Annotated in this window: 17 protein-coding genes; 14 read left to right on the top strand and 3 right to left on the bottom strand. The window is 72.4% G+C overall.

Annotated elements, in window-relative coordinates:
* Window positions 1–4: 4 nt before the first annotated feature.
* Both HTZ77_RS04720 and HTZ77_RS04715 read left to right on the top strand, forming a co-directional pair.
* Window positions 5–1,501: an alpha/beta hydrolase gene (locus tag HTZ77_RS04720; protein WP_175588184.1), complete on the top strand. Its 1,497-nt coding sequence runs from the start codon at window positions 5–7 to the stop codon at window positions 1,499–1,501.
* Window positions 1,502–1,526: 25 nt separating this feature from the next.
* The gene (locus HTZ77_RS04715; RefSeq protein WP_175588183.1) at window positions 1,527–2,279 is read left to right on the top strand and encodes a maleylpyruvate isomerase family mycothiol-dependent enzyme; all 753 of its coding nucleotides are present in this window, start codon (window positions 1,527–1,529) and stop codon (window positions 2,277–2,279) included.
* 274 nt (window positions 2,280–2,553) lie between these two features.
* Here HTZ77_RS04715 and HTZ77_RS04710 read toward each other — a convergent pair whose 3' ends face one another.
* Entirely contained in the window at window positions 2,554–3,285 is a 732-nt protein-coding gene (locus HTZ77_RS04710) for a helix-turn-helix transcriptional regulator (protein WP_175588182.1), read from the bottom strand.
* A 125-nt stretch (window positions 3,286–3,410) separates the two neighbouring features.
* Entirely contained in the window at window positions 3,411–4,439 is a 1,029-nt protein-coding gene (locus HTZ77_RS04705; RefSeq protein WP_175588181.1) for a PHP domain-containing protein, read from the bottom strand.
* A 164-nt stretch (window positions 4,440–4,603) separates the two neighbouring features.
* On the opposite strand from HTZ77_RS04705, the gene HTZ77_RS04700 reads away from it, so the two are divergent.
* The 9 genes from HTZ77_RS04700 (at window position 4,604) to HTZ77_RS04660 (ending at window position 12,765) form a co-directional block, all read left to right on the top strand.
* A complete protein-coding gene (locus HTZ77_RS04700; RefSeq protein ID WP_205302081.1) occupies window positions 4,604–4,945 on the top strand; it encodes a hypothetical protein in 342 nt (113 codons plus the stop codon).
* Window positions 4,946–4,948: 3 nt separating this feature from the next.
* Window positions 4,949–6,097, top strand: coding sequence for a glutathionylspermidine synthase family protein (locus HTZ77_RS04695; RefSeq protein WP_175588179.1), 1,149 nt, complete (start codon window positions 4,949–4,951; stop codon window positions 6,095–6,097).
* The gene (locus HTZ77_RS04690) at window positions 6,094–6,525 is read left to right on the top strand and encodes a DUF350 domain-containing protein (RefSeq protein ID WP_175588178.1); all 432 of its coding nucleotides are present in this window, start codon (window positions 6,094–6,096) and stop codon (window positions 6,523–6,525) included. The genes HTZ77_RS04695 and HTZ77_RS04690 overlap by 4 nt, the downstream gene beginning before the upstream one ends.
* 106 nt (window positions 6,526–6,631) lie before the next feature.
* Entirely contained in the window at window positions 6,632–7,756 is a 1,125-nt protein-coding gene (locus HTZ77_RS04685; protein WP_175588578.1) for a PucR family transcriptional regulator, read from the top strand.
* A 103-nt stretch (window positions 7,757–7,859) separates the two neighbouring features.
* On the top strand, window positions 7,860–8,756 hold the full coding sequence (locus tag HTZ77_RS04680) for an ACP S-malonyltransferase (protein ID WP_175588177.1): 897 nt from the start codon (window positions 7,860–7,862) through the stop codon (window positions 8,754–8,756).
* Complete coding sequence (locus tag HTZ77_RS04675) at window positions 8,753–9,709, top strand: beta-ketoacyl-ACP synthase III (protein WP_175588176.1); 957 nt, start codon at window positions 8,753–8,755, stop codon at window positions 9,707–9,709. The genes HTZ77_RS04680 and HTZ77_RS04675 overlap by 4 nt, the downstream gene beginning before the upstream one ends.
* An 87-nt stretch (window positions 9,710–9,796) precedes the next feature.
* On the top strand, window positions 9,797–10,036 hold the full coding sequence (locus tag HTZ77_RS04670) for an acyl carrier protein (RefSeq protein ID WP_148030187.1): 240 nt from the start codon (window positions 9,797–9,799) through the stop codon (window positions 10,034–10,036).
* A 71-nt stretch (window positions 10,037–10,107) separates the two neighbouring features.
* Window positions 10,108–11,340: a beta-ketoacyl-ACP synthase II gene (gene fabF, locus HTZ77_RS04665; RefSeq protein ID WP_175588175.1), complete on the top strand. Its 1,233-nt coding sequence runs from the start codon at window positions 10,108–10,110 to the stop codon at window positions 11,338–11,340.
* The gene (locus HTZ77_RS04660; protein WP_175588174.1) at window positions 11,341–12,765 is read left to right on the top strand and encodes an acyl-CoA carboxylase subunit beta; all 1,425 of its coding nucleotides are present in this window, start codon (window positions 11,341–11,343) and stop codon (window positions 12,763–12,765) included.
* A gap of 115 nt (window positions 12,766–12,880) precedes the next feature.
* On the opposite strand, the gene HTZ77_RS04655 is transcribed toward HTZ77_RS04660, so the two are convergent.
* On the bottom strand, window positions 12,881–13,375 hold the full coding sequence (locus HTZ77_RS04655) for a DUF3145 domain-containing protein (protein ID WP_175588173.1): 495 nt from the start codon (window positions 13,373–13,375) through the stop codon (window positions 12,881–12,883).
* A gap of 176 nt (window positions 13,376–13,551) precedes the next feature.
* Between HTZ77_RS04655 and HTZ77_RS04650 the strand changes: the two genes are divergently transcribed.
* The 3 genes from HTZ77_RS04650 to HTZ77_RS45795 all read left to right on the top strand — a co-directional run bounded on the left by HTZ77_RS04650 (window position 13,552) and on the right by HTZ77_RS45795 (window position 15,613).
* On the top strand, window positions 13,552–14,565 hold the full coding sequence (locus HTZ77_RS04650) for a S8 family peptidase (protein WP_175588172.1): 1,014 nt from the start codon (window positions 13,552–13,554) through the stop codon (window positions 14,563–14,565).
* Between the two features lie 65 nt (window positions 14,566–14,630).
* Window positions 14,631–15,170, top strand: coding sequence for an RNA polymerase sigma factor (locus HTZ77_RS04645; RefSeq protein ID WP_328808413.1), 540 nt, complete (start codon window positions 14,631–14,633; stop codon window positions 15,168–15,170).
* Between the two features lie 176 nt (window positions 15,171–15,346).
* Window positions 15,347–15,613, top strand: a complete 267-nt coding sequence (locus tag HTZ77_RS45795; RefSeq protein WP_235994319.1) for a hypothetical protein — start codon at window positions 15,347–15,349, stop codon at window positions 15,611–15,613.
* Window positions 15,614–15,708: the final 95 nt, after the last annotated feature.

Genomic DNA, 15,708 nt, shown 5'->3' with positions numbered 1-15,708 from the left:
TTTCATGCGTCATGTCCTGGCCGTCACCGCCGCGCTGGCCGTGTCCGCCACAGCCTGCGCGGGCACGGCGAAGCCCGACACCGATCCCAAGGGCGCCGTCCCGCCCATCGTGTGGGGGCCGTGCACGGACATCAAGCGCCCCGGCGGCCAGGCCCCGGCACAGCAGGACCCCTCCGTCAGGTGCGCCAAGCTCGCCGTGCCGCTCGACTACAACAACCCCAGCGGCGACACGATCCAGCTCGCGCTCATCAAGATCGCGGCCACCGGCAAGCACCGCCTCGGCTCGCTCGTGTTCAACTTCGGCGGCCCCGGCGGCTCCGGGGTGGACACCCTCGACCAGGCCGCCAAGCAGTTCGAGTCGCTGCGCGGCCGCTACGACCTCGTCAGCTTCGACCCCCGCGGCGTCGAACGCAGCGCGGGCGTGCGCTGCGGCTCCGACGCCGACATGGACCGCTGGGTGTCGCTCAACACGCTGCCGCTCAACGAGCAGACCCGCCTGGCCGGGCAGGCCGCCAACAAGGAGTTCGCCCGGCTCTGCCAGCGCGACGCCGGCGGGGTCCTGCCGTACGTGGGCACCGTGAACGCCGCCCGCGACATGGACCGGCTGCGCGTCGCGCTCAAGGACCCCAAGCTCAACTACTTCGGCATGTCGTACGGCACGCAGCTCGGCGCCGTGTACGCGACCCTGTTCCCGAAGAACGTCGGCCGGATGGTGCTCGACGCTCCGCTCGACCCGTCGGTCACGTTCTCGGATCGCACGATCACGCAGACGCGCGGATTCCAGCGGGAGTACGAGACCTTCCTGAAGGACTGCGTGAAGGAGGGCTGCGACTTCGGCAAGAGCGTCAAGGCCGCCAACGCCAACGTCGACCAGCTCATGAACCGCCTCGTGACCCGGCCGCTCACCGTGGGCGGACGGCAGCTCACCCAGGGCCTGGCCTCCACGGGCGTCGCCGCGGCCCTGTACTCGGAGCTGTCGTGGCCGTTCCTGGAGAAGGCGATCGCCGCAGGGATCAAGGGACGGGGCGAGGCGCTGATGTACCTGGCCGACTCCTACACCGGGCGTGACGAGCGCGGTCACTACAGCACCCAGATGTCCAGCTTCCCGGCCATCACCTGCGTGGACTCGGCCGAGCGGCCCGACGACGCGCAGCTGCGCCGCACGTGGGAGCGCTCGACCGGGATCTCGCCGCTGTTCGGCGGTGAGGGCTCGGGCGGGCTGTGCCGGTTCTGGCCGGTGCCGGGCAGCGACCAGGCGCGGCACGTGAACGCCGCCGGGTCGGGGCCGATCCTCGTGGTGGGCGGCAAGGGCGACCCGGCCACGCCGTACCAGTGGGCGCCGCGCCTGACCAAGGAGCTCGGGACCGCGCGGCTGCTGACGTACGAGGGCGAGGGGCACGGCGCGTACACGTCGGGCAACCGCTGCATCCAGCGCCGGATCGACGCCTACCTCCTCAACGGCAAACTCCCGGCCCGGGGCTCCGTCTGCGAGGCGACCTGAGCGGCGCCCGTCTAGGCTCGGGACCGTGACCGACTATCCCACGCTGGTCGAGCGCGAGGCGGACCGGCTCATCGAGCTGGTGGCCGCCGCCGACCCGGGCACGCCGGTGCCCACGTGTCCCGGCTGGACCTTCGCCGATCTGATCACCCACGTCGGCACCACGCACCGGTGGGTGATCCACATCCTGCGCGACCGGGTCCAGGAACGGATCTGGTCGCGGCAGGTGCCCAACGGCCTGCCCGAGGGGGCGAGCGGCGACCCGGCCTGGCTGGCGCGGGGCGCGGCCCAGCTGCTGGAAACGCTGCGGGGCACCGACCCGGCCACACGGGTGTGGTCGTGGGGCGGCGAGCAGTCGGCGGCGTACTGGGCGCGGCGGATGACGTTCGAGCTGCTGATCCACCGGATCGACGCCCAGCTCGCGCTGGGCGCCGAGCCGTCGGTGCCCGTGGCGACGGCACTCGACGGCGTCGAGGAGTTCCTCGGCAACCTGCCGCACGCCGTCTGGATCGCCCGCCGCCTGGCCGAGCTGGACGCGGAGGGCGCCACGATCCACCTCCACGCCACCGACCCGCCGGAGAGCACGGGCGAGTGGACCGTGACCCAGGGCCCCGAGGGTGTGATCACCTGGACGCGCGGCCACGCCAAGGCCGACGCGGCGGTCCGTGGGCCCGCGCGTGACCTGCTGCTCATGCTGTACGGCAGGCGCTTCGCCCCCGCGCTGACCGTCTTCGGCGACCGCCCCTTCCTGGACCGCTGGCTCGCCGCGGCAGCCTTCTGACCGCGGCTCACGCTCGGACACGGGCCCTGGACGCGCCGCCGCTCGGCGGTCGGCGGCGAGTCCAGGGACGGAGGCCGCACGGCGCGAAGACCGCGCGGCCCGTCACGAGCCGGGGCGAGCGGAGGCCGGCGGGGAAGGTGCCGGCGGCGGCTCGCCGCGGTTCATGACTCAGGGGGAAGCCCCTGGCTCATGACCCACGCTCGGTTATAGAACACACTGACGATCTCATGGCGAAACGACAGCCCTATGTCGGTGTTTCGCATGAGTTTTCGAGCTACTGATCGAGAACCGTGCCGTGCAGCGCCATCTCCGGCAGGTCGGGCGTGAAGCCCTCCAGCGGCCGGTCGGGGCAGCGCTCGCCCGTGACACCGGCCGAGGCGATGCGGTCGAGCCGGAAGACCCGCACGTCGTCGCGTAACCGGCACCACGCGACGAGGTACCAGTAACCGCCGCGCCCGCCCAGGAACACGCCCGGCTCCACGTCGCGCGAGGTCAGCGCGCCCTTGGCGTCGGCGTACTCCAGCCGCAGCACGCGGCGGCGCAGCAGCGCCTCCTCGATCGCCCGCGAGACGCCCGCGGCGCCGAGCAGCCGGGCGCCCGTGCCGTCGTCGCCGGGCTCGGCGACGACCCGCACCCGGCGGGCCAGCTCGCGTGCCAGCTCGCCCTCACGGCCGGGCATCGCGGCCACGACCTTGCGCAGCGCGCTGCGCGCCTGCCGCCCGAACGGCTGGTCGCCCGACCTGCTGAGGGCCAGGGCGATGGCCACCGCCTCGGCGGGGGTGAAGTTGAGCGGCGGCAGCGACATCGCCTTGTCGAGCGCGTAGCCGCCCCTGCGCCCGGACTCGGCGTGGATCGGCACCCCGGACTCCTGGAGCGCGATGATGTCGCGCTCGATCGTGCGGACGCTCACCTCGAACCGGCGGGCGAGCTCGCGCGCCGAGCGGCAGCGTGGGGAGATCGCGCGCAGGTCCTCGACGAGCGCGTACAGCCGGTCGGTACGGTTCACACCCGGGACGCTACGCGCCGCCACCGACAATCACGTGTCCCCGCGGCGCCCCGGCCACATCCCCCTCACCCCCGCGCCAGCAGGGTCTCCCGCGACGGTCAGGCGCCATGACACGCCCTCGTCGGTCACGAACCGCGGCGCGTCCAGGACAGCAGCTCCTCCACCGGCCAGGTGTTCACGATCCGGCCGGCCCCGATCCCGCACCGGGCCGCCCGCTCGCACCCGAAGCGCTGCCAGTCGAGCTGGCCCGGCGCGTGGGCGTCGGAGTCGATCGCGAAGTCGCACCCCGTCTCGTACGCGAGCAGCATCAGCCGCTTGGGCGGGTCGAGCCGGTCCGGCCGCGAGTTGATCTCCACGGCCACCCCGAACCGGCGGCACGCCTCGAAGACGATCTCGGCGTCGAACTCCGACTCGGGCCGCACCCCGCCGCGCCGGCCGCCGCCCCGCACGACGCGCCCCGTGCAGTGGCCGAGCACGTCCACGTGCGGGTTCGCCACGGCGGCGACCATGCGGCGGGTCATCTCATGGCGGTTCATGCGCAGCTTGGAGTGGACGCTGGCGACGACCACGTCGAGGCGTTCCAGCAACTCGGGCTCCTGGTCGAGGGTGCCGTCGAGATTGACGTCCACCTCGATGCCGGTGAGGATCCGGAACGGCGCCAGCCGCTCGTTGAGCCGTTCGACCTGGTCGAGCTGGCGGCGCAGCCGGGCGGGCGACAGCCCGTTGGCGATCGTCAGCCGGGGCGAGTGGTCGGTCAGCGCCCAGTACGCGTGGCCGAGCGCGCGGGCGGTCACGGCCATCTCCTCGATCGGCGACCCGCCGTCCGACCAGTCGGAGTGACTGTGCAGGTCGCCCTTGAGCGCCGCGCGCAGCGCCGCGGTCTCCTCGTCCAGGTCCGTGCCCTCGGTGGCGCGCAGCCGGCGCAGGTACGCGGGGACCTCGCCGCCCAGCGCCTCGGCGATGGCCAGGGCGGTGACCTTGCCGATGCCGGGCAGGTCCGCGAGACCGCCCGCGCCGGCCAGCCGTACGAGCTCGTCGTGCGGCGTCGACTCGGCGACGGCGGCGGCGCGGCGGAAGGCGCGCACGCGATAGGTGGGCTCGCCGGCCCGCTCCAGGAGGAAAGCGATCTCACGCAGGGCTTCGACCGGTGTCATGGGGAACTCCTACCCCAGCGCGGTTCGTCACCTAATCGACATTGATGCCGCGGGTGGCCCCCGATAGGCTGATCGGCCAACGAAAGCAGGAGCTCATGGGACAACCAGGACCACAACAGCAGCACCAACCGCCCCAGCGGTCCATGGCGTCCAAAGTGGTCACGTTGTCCGTCGTCGGCGTCGTCGCGGTCATGATCGTCGCCTACTGCGCCGCGCAGGACGACGACGACGTCACCGCCGACTGCGTCGACATGAGCCAGCAGTTGCCCGACGGCACGTACGAGGTCGTCGACGACGACTACTGCGACGACGACGACAACGGCACCGTGCACTACTACAGCAGCGGCCCCCGCACGGCCTATCACTGGTACTACGGCGGCACCCGGGTCGGCACCCGCGTGCGCGGCGGCACCAGCTACCGCCCGTCCGACGTGACGATCTCCTCCCGCAGCGGCAAGTCGATCCAGCGGGGCGGCTTCGGCGGCCGCTCCAGCAGCGGGAGCTGACGGGTGCGGCGCGAACACGGGACACCGCGGCACGGCTGGGACAAGATCATAGAGAGCCAGGGGCTGGCCTACCACCGCGCGGCCCACCCCGAGGGGCTGAGCCGGCCGTACTGGGACGAGTCCGTCCACTACGTCTTCTCCCTGGACGAGGTCGAGGGGCTGGAGGCGCAGGTCGAGGAGCTGCACGAGATGTGCCTGCGCGCCGCGGGCCACGTCGTGGAGACCGGCCGCTTCGCGGACTTCGCCATCCCCGAGTGGGCCGTCGAGGACGTGCGGCGCTCGTGGGAGCGGCGCGATCCCCACCTGTACGGCCGCTTCGACCTGCGCTACGACGGGACCGGCCCGGCCAAGTTGCTGGAGTACAACGCCGACACGCCCACCTCGCTGGTGGAGTCGGCGGTGGTGCAGTGGTTCTGGCTGAAGGACACGCACCCGGACGACGACCAGTGGAACTCCGTCCACGAGCGGCTCATCGACCGCTGGGCGGCCATGACGCTGCCGCCCGGCCCCACCCACTTCGCCTGGACCGCCATGGACGAGACCGGCGAGGAGGCGATGACGCTCGCCTACCTGCAGGAGACGGCGGAGCAGGCCGGCCGCTCCACGGTGGCGGTGGCCATGGAGGACGTCGGCTGGGACGACCTCAACCGGCGCTTCGCCGACGTCGAGGAGCGGTGGATCCGCTCGATCTTCAAGCTGTACCCGTGGGAGTGGATGCTGGCCGACCCGTTCGGGCGGCACGCCGTCCGGCACGGCACCTGGATCGAGCCCCTGTGGAAGGTCCTGCTGTCGAACAAGGCGCTGCTCGCCGTGCTGTGGGAGCTGTATCCCGGCCACCCCAACCTGCTGCCCGCCTACCTCGACGGGCCCCGCGACCTGACCTCGTACATCGTCAAGCCGCTGCTCGGCAGGGAGGGGGCGTCGATGCGCGTCGTCACCCCCGGCGGCGCCCACGAGACGCCCGGCGAGTACGGGCGCGAGGGCTTCGTCCACCAGGCCTTCGAGGCCCTGCCCGAGTTCGACGGCCAGCGGCCGGTGCTCGGCGCCTGGGTGGTCGCCGACGAGGCGGCCGGCCTGGGCATCCGTGAGACCACGGGCCTCATCACCGATGACACCTCCTCCTTCGTCCCCCACCGAATCGAGCGATCATGACCTTGCTGGAAACCCTCCTTCGCGGCTCGGGTGCCATCGCCGCCTACGCCGCCGTCGGCGTCGCGCTGCTGATCATCGGCTTCTACGTGATCGACCTGGCCACCCCCGGCAAGCTCAGCTCGATCATCCGCACCGAGCGCAACCCCAACGCCACCCTGCTCGCCACCTCGGCCATGGTCGCCGTGGGCCTCATCGTGGCCGCCTCGATCTGGTCCTCCGGCGGGCGCCTCGTCGAGGGCCTGGCCGGCACTGCGGTCTTCGGCCTGGTCGGCATCGTGGTGCAGACCGTGGCGATGATGATCTTCGACAAGGTGGTCGGCATCTCGGTCCGCGACCTGGTCAAGGAGGCGGAGGTGCAGCCGGGCACGCGGCTGCTCGCCGCCACGCACGTGGCCATCGGCCTGATCACCGCCGTCGCCGTCATCTGAGTCCCGCCCCGCGGGGTGCTCGTCGCGGTCATCTCGCGGGACCTGGCACTCTAGAGGCGTGACGGACCGGACCCGGGAGGACACCACCCGCAGGCTGGAGCGCGCCATGGGCGCGCTCGGCACGGCGGCCATGGCGCGGATGGACGAGCAACTGCCGTGGTTCCGCGCGCTCAGCGCCGAGGACCGCTCCTGGGTGGGCCTGGTGGCGCAGGCCGGGATCGCCGCGTTCGTCGAGTGGTTCCAGCACGCCGGCGAGAACCGGCCGACGCCCAGCATCGAGTTCTTCGGCACGGCGCCGCGCGAGCTGAAGCGCTCGATCTCGCTCCAGCAGACGGTCGACATCGTGCGGATCGTCGTGGAGGTCGTCGAGGCGCAGAGCGACGAGCTGGCCGCGCCCGGCGGCGAGGACCAGCTCCAGCAGGCCATGCTGCGCTACACCCGCGACGTGGCCTTCGCCGCCGCCCAGGTCTACGCCCGCGAGGCCGAGGCGCGCGGCTCCTGGGACGCCCGGCTGGAGGCGCTGATCGTCGACGCGCTGGTGCGGGGCGAGGTGGACGACGGGCTCCACTCGTGGGCCGCCGCGCTCGGCTGGACCTCCTCCCCCGTGGTCGTCATCGCCGGGCACGCCCCCGACGACGACCCGCGCGCGGTGATCGACGGGCTGCGCGAGAAGGGCCGCCGCATCGGCATGGACCTGCTGGCCGGGGTGCAGGCCGACCGGCTGATCGTCATCGTGGGCGGCGCGGGCAGCGTCAACGAAGCGGCCCGGCAGGTGGTGGCCCGCTTCGGGCCGGGGCCGATCGTCATCGGGCCGGAGGTGCCCGACCTGCACGCCGCCGCGCGCTCCGCGCGGGCCGCCCTGGCCGGGCTGAAGGCGTCGTCCGGCTGGCCCGACGCGCCCCGGCCCGTGCACGCCGACGACCTGCTCGCCGAGCGGGCGCTCGACGGCGACGAGGACGCCCGCGAGCAGCTCGTGGAGAACGTCTACCTGCCGCTGGCGGGCACGCCGCTGCTCGACACGCTGGCCACGTACCTGGAGCAGGGCACCTCGCTGGAGGCCACGGCGCGGCTGCTCTTCGTGCACCCCAACACGGTCCGCTACCGCCTGCGCAAGATCACGGAACTGACCGGCTACCAGCCGACCGAGGGACGCTCCGCCTTCACCCTCCAGGTCGGCCTCATTCTGGGGCGGCTCTCGGAGAGCGCCGTAACATGGCGGGCCCTAACGTAATCATCCCGAAACCCCCACTGTAGGAACCCTACAAAAGGTGTTGGACAAAGTTCGTACGGATCCTTAGCCGCGTGTCGAACCTCTACAGGGCATGGTGGTTTTTGTGCTTGCAATCGTCGCTCCGGGCCAGGGCGCCCAGACCCCAGGTTTCCTGACACCCTGGCTTGAGCTGCCGGGTCTGGCCGACCGGCTCGCCGGGTGGTCCGAGGTCGTGGGCCTGGACCTCATCACCTATGGCACGACGGCCGGGGCCGACGAGATCCGCGACACCGCGGTCGCCCAGCCCCTGCTCGTGGCCGCCGCGCTGGCCTCCGCCGAGGCGCTCGGCGTCCAGCCCGAGCTGGTGGCCGGGCACAGCGTGGGCGAGTTCGCCGCCGCCGCGCTCGCCGGGGCGCTCACCGCCGAGCAGGCCCTCACGCTGGTGCGTGAGCGCGCCCAGGCCATGGCCAAGGCCGCGGCCGTCACCGAGACCGGCATGACCGCGGTGCTCGGCGGCGACGAGGCCGAGGTGCTCGCCGCCATCGAGCGGCACGGCCTGACCCCCGCCAACATCAACGGCGCCGGCCAGATCGTCGCCGGCGGCACGCTGGAGCAGCTCGCCGCCTTCCAGGACGACGCCCCCGAGCGCGCCCGGCTGCGCCCGCTCGCCGTCGCGGGCGCCTTCCACACCGTCCACATGGCTCCGGCCGTCGCCACCCTGCGCGACGCCGCGCTCGGCGTGACGCCCGCCGACCCGTCCGTGCGGCTGCTGTCCAACGCCGACGGCCAGGTCGTCACGAGCGGCGCCGACTTCCTCGACCGGCTGGTCAAGCAGGTCAGCAGCCCCGTCCGGTGGGACTCCTGCATGGCCACGATGGCCGACCAGGGCGTCACCGCGATCATCGAGCTGCTGCCCGGCGGCACCCTGACCGGCCTGGCCAAGCGCGCGCTGCGGGGCGTGAAGACCGTCGCGCTGAAGACCCCCGACGACCTCGACGCGGCCAAGGAGCTGATCAAGTGAGGATCCCCGACGTCGCGCCCGGCGCGAAGATCCTGGCCTTCGGCCACTACCAGCCGGCCACCATCGTCACCAACGACGACCTGGCCAAGGTCATGGACACCAACGACGAGTGGATCCAGTCCCGGGTCGGCATCCGGGAGCGCCGCATCGCCGCCGAGGGCGAGTCGGTCGAGGACATGGCCGTCCAGGCCGGCGGCAAGGCGCTGGCCGCCAGCGGCCTGTCGGCGAGCGACATCGACCTGGTGATCGTCGCCACCTGCACGCTGGAGACGCAGATCCCCAACGCCGCCGCCGTGGTCGCCCACCGGCTCGGCATCCAGGCGCCCGGCGCGTTCGACGTCAACGCCGCCTGCGCCGGCTTCTGCTACGCGCTGGCCACCGCCAGCGCCGCCGTACGCGGCGGCGCGGCGCGCAACGTGCTGGTCATCGGCTCCGAGAAGCTGTCGCAGTGGGTGGACCCGACCGACCGGTCCACCGCCGTGATCTTCGCCGACGGCGCGGGGGCCGCGGTGGTGGCCCCGTCCGACACGCCCGGGATCGGGCCGGTCGTGTGGGGCAGCTCCGGCGACAAGTCCGACGCGATCATCATCAACGACCGCGACGACAGCCTCCACCAGGAGGGCCAGGCGGTGTTCCGCTGGGCCACCACCGCGCTGCACCCGGTGGCCAGGGAGGCGTGCGAGCGCGCCGGCGTCGATCCGTCGGAGCTGGCCGCGTTCGTGCCGCACCAGGCCAACCTGCGCATCATCGAGGCGATCGCGCGCAAGCTCGGCGCCGACAAGGCCGTGGTCGCGCGTGACATCGTCACCGCCGGCAACACCTCGGCGGCGTCCATCCCGCTGGCGCTCTCGCGCATGATCGAGCGCGGCGAGGTCCGCTCCGGCGACCTCGCGCTCGTTCTGGGCTTCGGCGCCGGCCTCACCTATGCGGGCCAAGTGATCGAGGTTCCGTAGGATCCGGTACGGCTCCCGCCGCACCGGTCTCAGCTTGTACGGCGCGAGCCGTACAGAACCAGATAGAACCCAAAGGAGAACGACGACATGGCTGCCACCGAGCAGGAGATCCTCGAAGGCCTCGGCAAGATCATCAACGAGATCACCGGTATCCCGGCCTCCGAGGTGACGCCCGAGAAGAGCTTCGTGGACGACCTCGACATCGACTCCCTGTCCATGGTCGAGATCGCCGTGGCCGCCCAGGACGAGTTCGGCGTCGAGATCCCCGACGACCAGCTCAAGAACCTGAAGACGGTCAAGGACGTCCTCACCTTCATCCAGAACTGACGATCGTCGCGGCCTCCGGGCCGCCGATCGCGTGAACCTTCACCCCTACTGATCGACAAGGAGCGCGAAACGTGAGTGCGAACCGGGTACGTGTCGTCGTCACCGGGCTCGGCGCGACGACGCCCGTCGGTGGAGACGTCACCTCGACCTGGTCGGCGCTCCTCGCCGGTCAGTCGGGCGTCAACAGCATCACCGAGGACTGGGTCGACACCGTCCCCGTGAAGTTCGCGGGGACGGCCGCGGTTGACCCGACCGAGGTGCTGCCCAGGCCCGAAGCCCGCCGTCTCGACCGCAGCGAGCAGTTCGCCCTCGTGGCGGCGCGCGAGGCGTGGCAGGACGCGGGCGCTCCCGGCGTCGCGCCCGAGCGGCTCGGCGTCGTGGTGTCCAGCGGCATCGGCGGCATCAACACGACGCTGTCGGCCTACGACACCTACAAGGAGCGCGGCTGGAACCGGCTCTCGCCGTTCACCGTGCCGATGCTCATGCCGAACGGCCCGGCCGCGTGGGTCGGCCTCGACCTCGGCGCCCAGGCCGGCGTGCACGCCACCGTGTCCGCCTGCGCCTCCGGCGCCGAGGCCATCGGCTACGCCATGGACATGATCAGGTCCGGGCGCGCCGACGTCGTCGTGGCCGGCGGCACCGAGGCCGCGATCCACGGCCTCAACGTGGCGGCCTTCGCCGCCGCGCGGGCCATGTCCACCCGCAACGACGACCCGGCCGGCGCGTCGCGGCCGTGGGACCGCGAACGTGACGGCTTCGTGCTCGGCGAGGGCGCCGGCATCATCGTGCTGGAGTCCGAGGAGCACGCCCGGGCGCGGGGCGCGCGGATCTACGCCTACGCCGCGGGCGTCGGCTACTCCGCCGACTCCCACCACATCACCCAGCCGGAGCCGGAGGGCCGCGGCGTCATCATGGCGATGACCCAGGCGCTCAACGACGCCGACATCGCCGGCCTGGACGTCAAGCACGTCAACGCCCACGCCACCTCGACCCCGGCGGGCGACGTCGTCGAGGTGCAGGCGATCGCCAAGGCCATCGGCACCCACCCGCTGGTCACCTCGACCAAGTCCATGACCGGCCACCTGCTGGGCGGCGCGGGCGGCATCGAGTCGGTGTTCACGATCAAGGCGCTGCAGGAGCGGATCGTCCCCGCGACGATCAACCTGTCCGACCCCGACGACGGGATCGAGGTGGAGATCGTCCGCGGCGCCAACCGCGAGCTGCCCGCCGGTGACATCGCCGCGGTGAACAACTCGTTCGGCTTCGGCGGGCACAACGCCACCGTCGTCTTCAAGGGAGCCTGAATGACCGTGCTGGACAACAGGGTGGTGGACACGGGCTCCGATCAGGAGCCCGCTGATCCCCGCGACCCCGCCGTCCGCCTGGCCGCGCTGCTCGACGAGGGCTCGCTGCGGCTGATCACTCCTGAGGACAAGAGCGGCGTGCTCGCCGCGATGGGCCGCGTCGAGGGTGTCCCCGTCGTCGCGTTCTGCAGTGACGCCCGCTTCCAGGGCGGCGCGATGGGCAGCGAGGGCTGCGAGCACATCGTGCACGCCTACGACGTGGCCGTCCGAGAGCGGGTGCCGGTCATCGGGATCTGGCACTCCGGCGGTGCGCGACTCGCCGAAGGCGTCGAGTCGCTGCACGCCGTCGGCCGGGTCTTCGCCGCCATGACCAAGGCGTCCGGCGTCGTCCCGCAGATCTCCGTGGTCGTCGGCCCCGCCGCGGGCGGCGCCGCCTACGGCCCGGCGCTCACCGACCTGGTCATCCTGGCCGACTCCGGCCGCATCTTCGTCACCGGCCCCGACGTGGTGCGCAGCGTCACCGGCGAGGACGTCGACAGCGCGGCGCTGGGCGGCCCCGAGCCCCACAGCAAGCGCAGCGGCGTCGTCCACGTCGTCACCAAGACCGAGACCGACGCGCTGCTCAAGGCGCGCCAGCTCGCCGTCCTGCTCGGCCACCAGGGCCGGGTGCGCGCCTCCGCCGTGGACGAGGTCGACTTCTCCAGCCTGCTGCCCGAATCGGCGCGCCGCGCCTACGACGTCAAGCCGCTGGTCAACGGCCTGCTCGACGAGCCCGGCGTGGAGCTGCACCCCAAGTGGGCGCCCAACATCGTCACCACCCTCGGCCGGCTCGGCGGCCGGACCGTGGGCGTGATCGCCAACAACCCGATGCGACTCGGCGGCTGCCTCGACGCGACCTCCGCGGAGAAGGCCGCCCGCTTCGTGCGCATGTGCGACGCCTTCGGGGTGCCGCTGGTCGTCCTCGTGGACGTCCCCGGCTACCTGCCGGGCGTCGGCCAGGAGCACGACGGCGTGGTCCGCCGCGGCGCCAAGCTGCTGCACGCCTTCGCCGAGGCGTCCGTGCCGCGCGTCACGCTGGTCACCCGCAAGGCGTACGGCGGCGCGTACATCGCGATGAACTCCCGCGCGCTCGGCGCCACCAAGGTGTTCGCCTGGCCGACGACCGAGATCGCGGTCATGGGCGCGGTCGCCGCGGTGCGCATCCTCAAGCGGCGCGAGCTGGCGGCGGCGCCGGAGGAGGAGCGGGCGGAGCTGGAGCAGCGCCTGGCCCAGGAGCACGAGAAGCTGGCCGGCGGCCTGGCCCGCGCCCAGGACCTGGGCGTGATCGACGAGGTCGTCGCGCCCGAGCAGACACGCGGCGCGATCGCCAAGGTGCTCGCCCAGGCCACCCCGGCCCGCGGCGCGCACGGCAACATCCCCCTGTAACCAGGGCGGCCGCATCCCGGACAACCCCGATGGGCCCCGCACCTTCCCCAGGTGCGGGGCCCATCGGCGTTGACGGGTATCCGGCCGCGGGAGGCCGCCGGCCGGGCGGCGCGGGTCAGACGGCGGCGTGCAGCCAGCGGACCGGGGCGCCGTCGCCCGCGTAGCGGAACGGCTCCAGCTCCTCGTCCCACGGCCTGCCGAGCAGCTTGTCCAGCTCGTCCTCCAGCACGCACCGCCCCTGGGCGGCCGTCATCATCACCGTGCGCAGGCGGTCCTCAGGGATCATGATGTCGCCCGCCGCCCCGATCACCGCGCTGAAGGCGCCGAGCGTCGGCGTGTAGGCGTGACGGGACCCGTCGACGCCCGGCGAGGCGTCCTCGGTGATCTCGAACCTGATGCGCTGCCAGCCCATGAGCGAGGACGTGATGGCGGCCGCGATGCCGGGGCGGCCCTCCCACTCCGCCTGCGCCCGCACGACGTTGGGCGCGGCAGGTTGCGGCGTCCACGTCAGGTCCACGGGCACGCCAAGGACACCCGCGACCGCCCATTCGATATGAGGGCACAGCGCGGGCTGAGCCGAGTGGACGTAGAGCACGCCACGAGCAGACACCGGACCTCCCGTTTCGGTACGAGGTGCGCCTTCCCCAACGGCCTCGTCCTGGGATGATCACAAGTGACTAGGGAGAGACTACCGTCGGTCGCAATCCGGCACCAGAGGGGGCCCATACCAACTTGTTGCGGCTGTGGCACGTGACACAGGGCCTCCTCGGGGATAGGTACCGGCACATGGACATCGAATATGCCGGCGAGGCGCTCATCCGCCCAGGTCAGGTGCTCACCGACCGCAGCGCCCTGTCCGCGGTGGCGCGCTGGACCCAGGCGGTCTCCGAGGGCGACGGCGTCTGCGTGATCCATCTGTCACGCGGTGTCGACGTGTGCGAGATCGCCTGCGATCTCCGCGACCGCGGCTTCCGGGCCTCGCCCAACCACGTGGTCGCCGGCCAGCCGCTGTTCTTCGGCGGCCCGGCGTCGCGGCCGTTCCCGGTGCGCCCCGCCCCGAGCCGGCCCGCCAGGGGCCGCTCGCCCGTGCTGGTGGGCCTGCTCGACACGGGTGTCGCCAAGCATCCGTGGTGGGAGTCCAGCGACTGGTACGGCGACCTCGGCCGCGACGACGGCGACGCCGCCGAGGGCGCGCAGGCCGGCCATGGCACGTTCCTGGCCGGGCTCATCCTGCGCCGCGCGCCGGGCGTGTCGCTGTGCGTGCGGCGGGTCCTCGACGGTGACGGCGTCGGCGACGAGGCGACGGTGATCCGGGCGCTGAACCGGATGCGGGAGCGGGCCCCCCAGGTGGTCAACCTCTCCTTCGGCTGCTACACCTTCGACGACCGCCCGCCGCCCCTGCTGGCCGACGCGCTCAGGGGGCTGCCCGACACGGTGAAGGTGGCCTGCGCGGGCAACACGGCCGACGACCGGCCGTTCTGGCCGGCCGCGCTGCAGGGGGTGATCGCGGTGGGCGCGGTGGACGCCGCGGAGCAGCGGCCGGCGCCGTTCACCGCCCACGGCACCTGGGTCGACGCGTGCGCCCGCGGCGAGTGGCTGACCAGCAGTTATCTGGAGACCGCGGAGTTCGAGGGGTACGCCGCGTGGAGCGGGACGTCCTTCGCCGCCGCCCTGGTGGCGGGCGCGATCGCCGACGCGGCGCGGGACCGGCCGGCGCAGGAGGCGGCCATGCGCGTGCTGGATCCGGCGAGGGCCAGGCAAATCCCTGATCTGGGGTCTCTCGTCCCGTCAAGTCTGTAGAGTTTACGCTCAGTCCTCGGCCAGTTACGAGGAGGCAGCCTCGTAGACCGGGCGAAGGAGGCCGCGTGCACGAGCCACGAGACTCAGGTGAGTTGCTCAAGGCGGCGGCCGACGACGACCAGAGGGCCTGGGACATGCTCGAGTCCAGGTACGGACCCAGGATGTGGGCAACCGCCCGCGCCTGTGGCTTGAGCGAAGCGGATGCGGCGGACGCAGTACAGGGAGCGTGGCTGCGCCTGTTGGAGCATCTGCACACCATCAGGGACCCATCGGGCATAGGCGCATGGCTCGCGACGACCACTCGTCGTGAGGCGATGCTGATCCTCCGGAAGGAACGTCCCGGCGTTCCCTTGCCTGAGATCGTGCCCGGCGACCCTGATCCGGCGGCGGCCGTCCTGGAGGCCGACATCAGCCGCCGGCTCTGGAATGCGGTCTCTGGCCTGCACGAACCATGCCGCACCCTGCTCAGGCTGGTGGCCACCGACTGTGGCAACCGGCAGGTCGCGGGGCGACTGGGCGTGCCTGTGGGCAGCGTGGGTCCAACCAGATCGCGGTGCCTGGAGAGATTGCGCACTCTGATCCACCAACAGGAGACGGTGCAATGATCAACGAAGAGTATTTCCTGGCGGCGCTTCGTCTTGCCGCCGGGCACGACCCGCTCCCAGAACATGTCTCCGCTGCCGCCCGCGACGCCTACGGGCTCCGGGTCCCTCAAGCGGTGACAGCCGTCCCTGCGGAGTGCCCCGCCTCACGCGAGGTGCGAAGCGCGGACGGCTGCAAGATGGTCCGTTTCGTAGCTGCCGGACTGACCTTCGACCTGGAGGTGACCGTGGGTGACGGGCTCATCGACGTGGCGGGGCAGATCGTCCCCCATCCCGGAGAGGGCAGCCACGTCGACGTCCGCACCCCTCATCTGACGCTGACCCGACGCCTGGCCCGCACCGGCCACTTCGCTGCCACGGGCCTGCCTCCGGGCTGGCTCAGCGTGGTCTGCCACCGTCCCGGCCAACCACCCGTCCAGACCAGGTGGGTGCGCATACGGCCGTGACGCAGCACCCCCCGATCGGCGGGGCGGTGGCGCATGGCCTGGTGGGGACGGCCGAGGCGGCGGTGCTGCGCTCGGTCGTCGATCCCGCTCGGGCC

This window comes from Nonomuraea montanisoli, from assembly GCF_013363975.1.
Taxonomy (GTDB): domain Bacteria; phylum Actinomycetota; class Actinomycetes; order Streptosporangiales; family Streptosporangiaceae; genus Nonomuraea; species Nonomuraea montanisoli.
The sequence above is the reverse complement of the archived record's forward strand: the minus strand, read 5'-3'. Positions and strand labels throughout refer to the sequence as shown.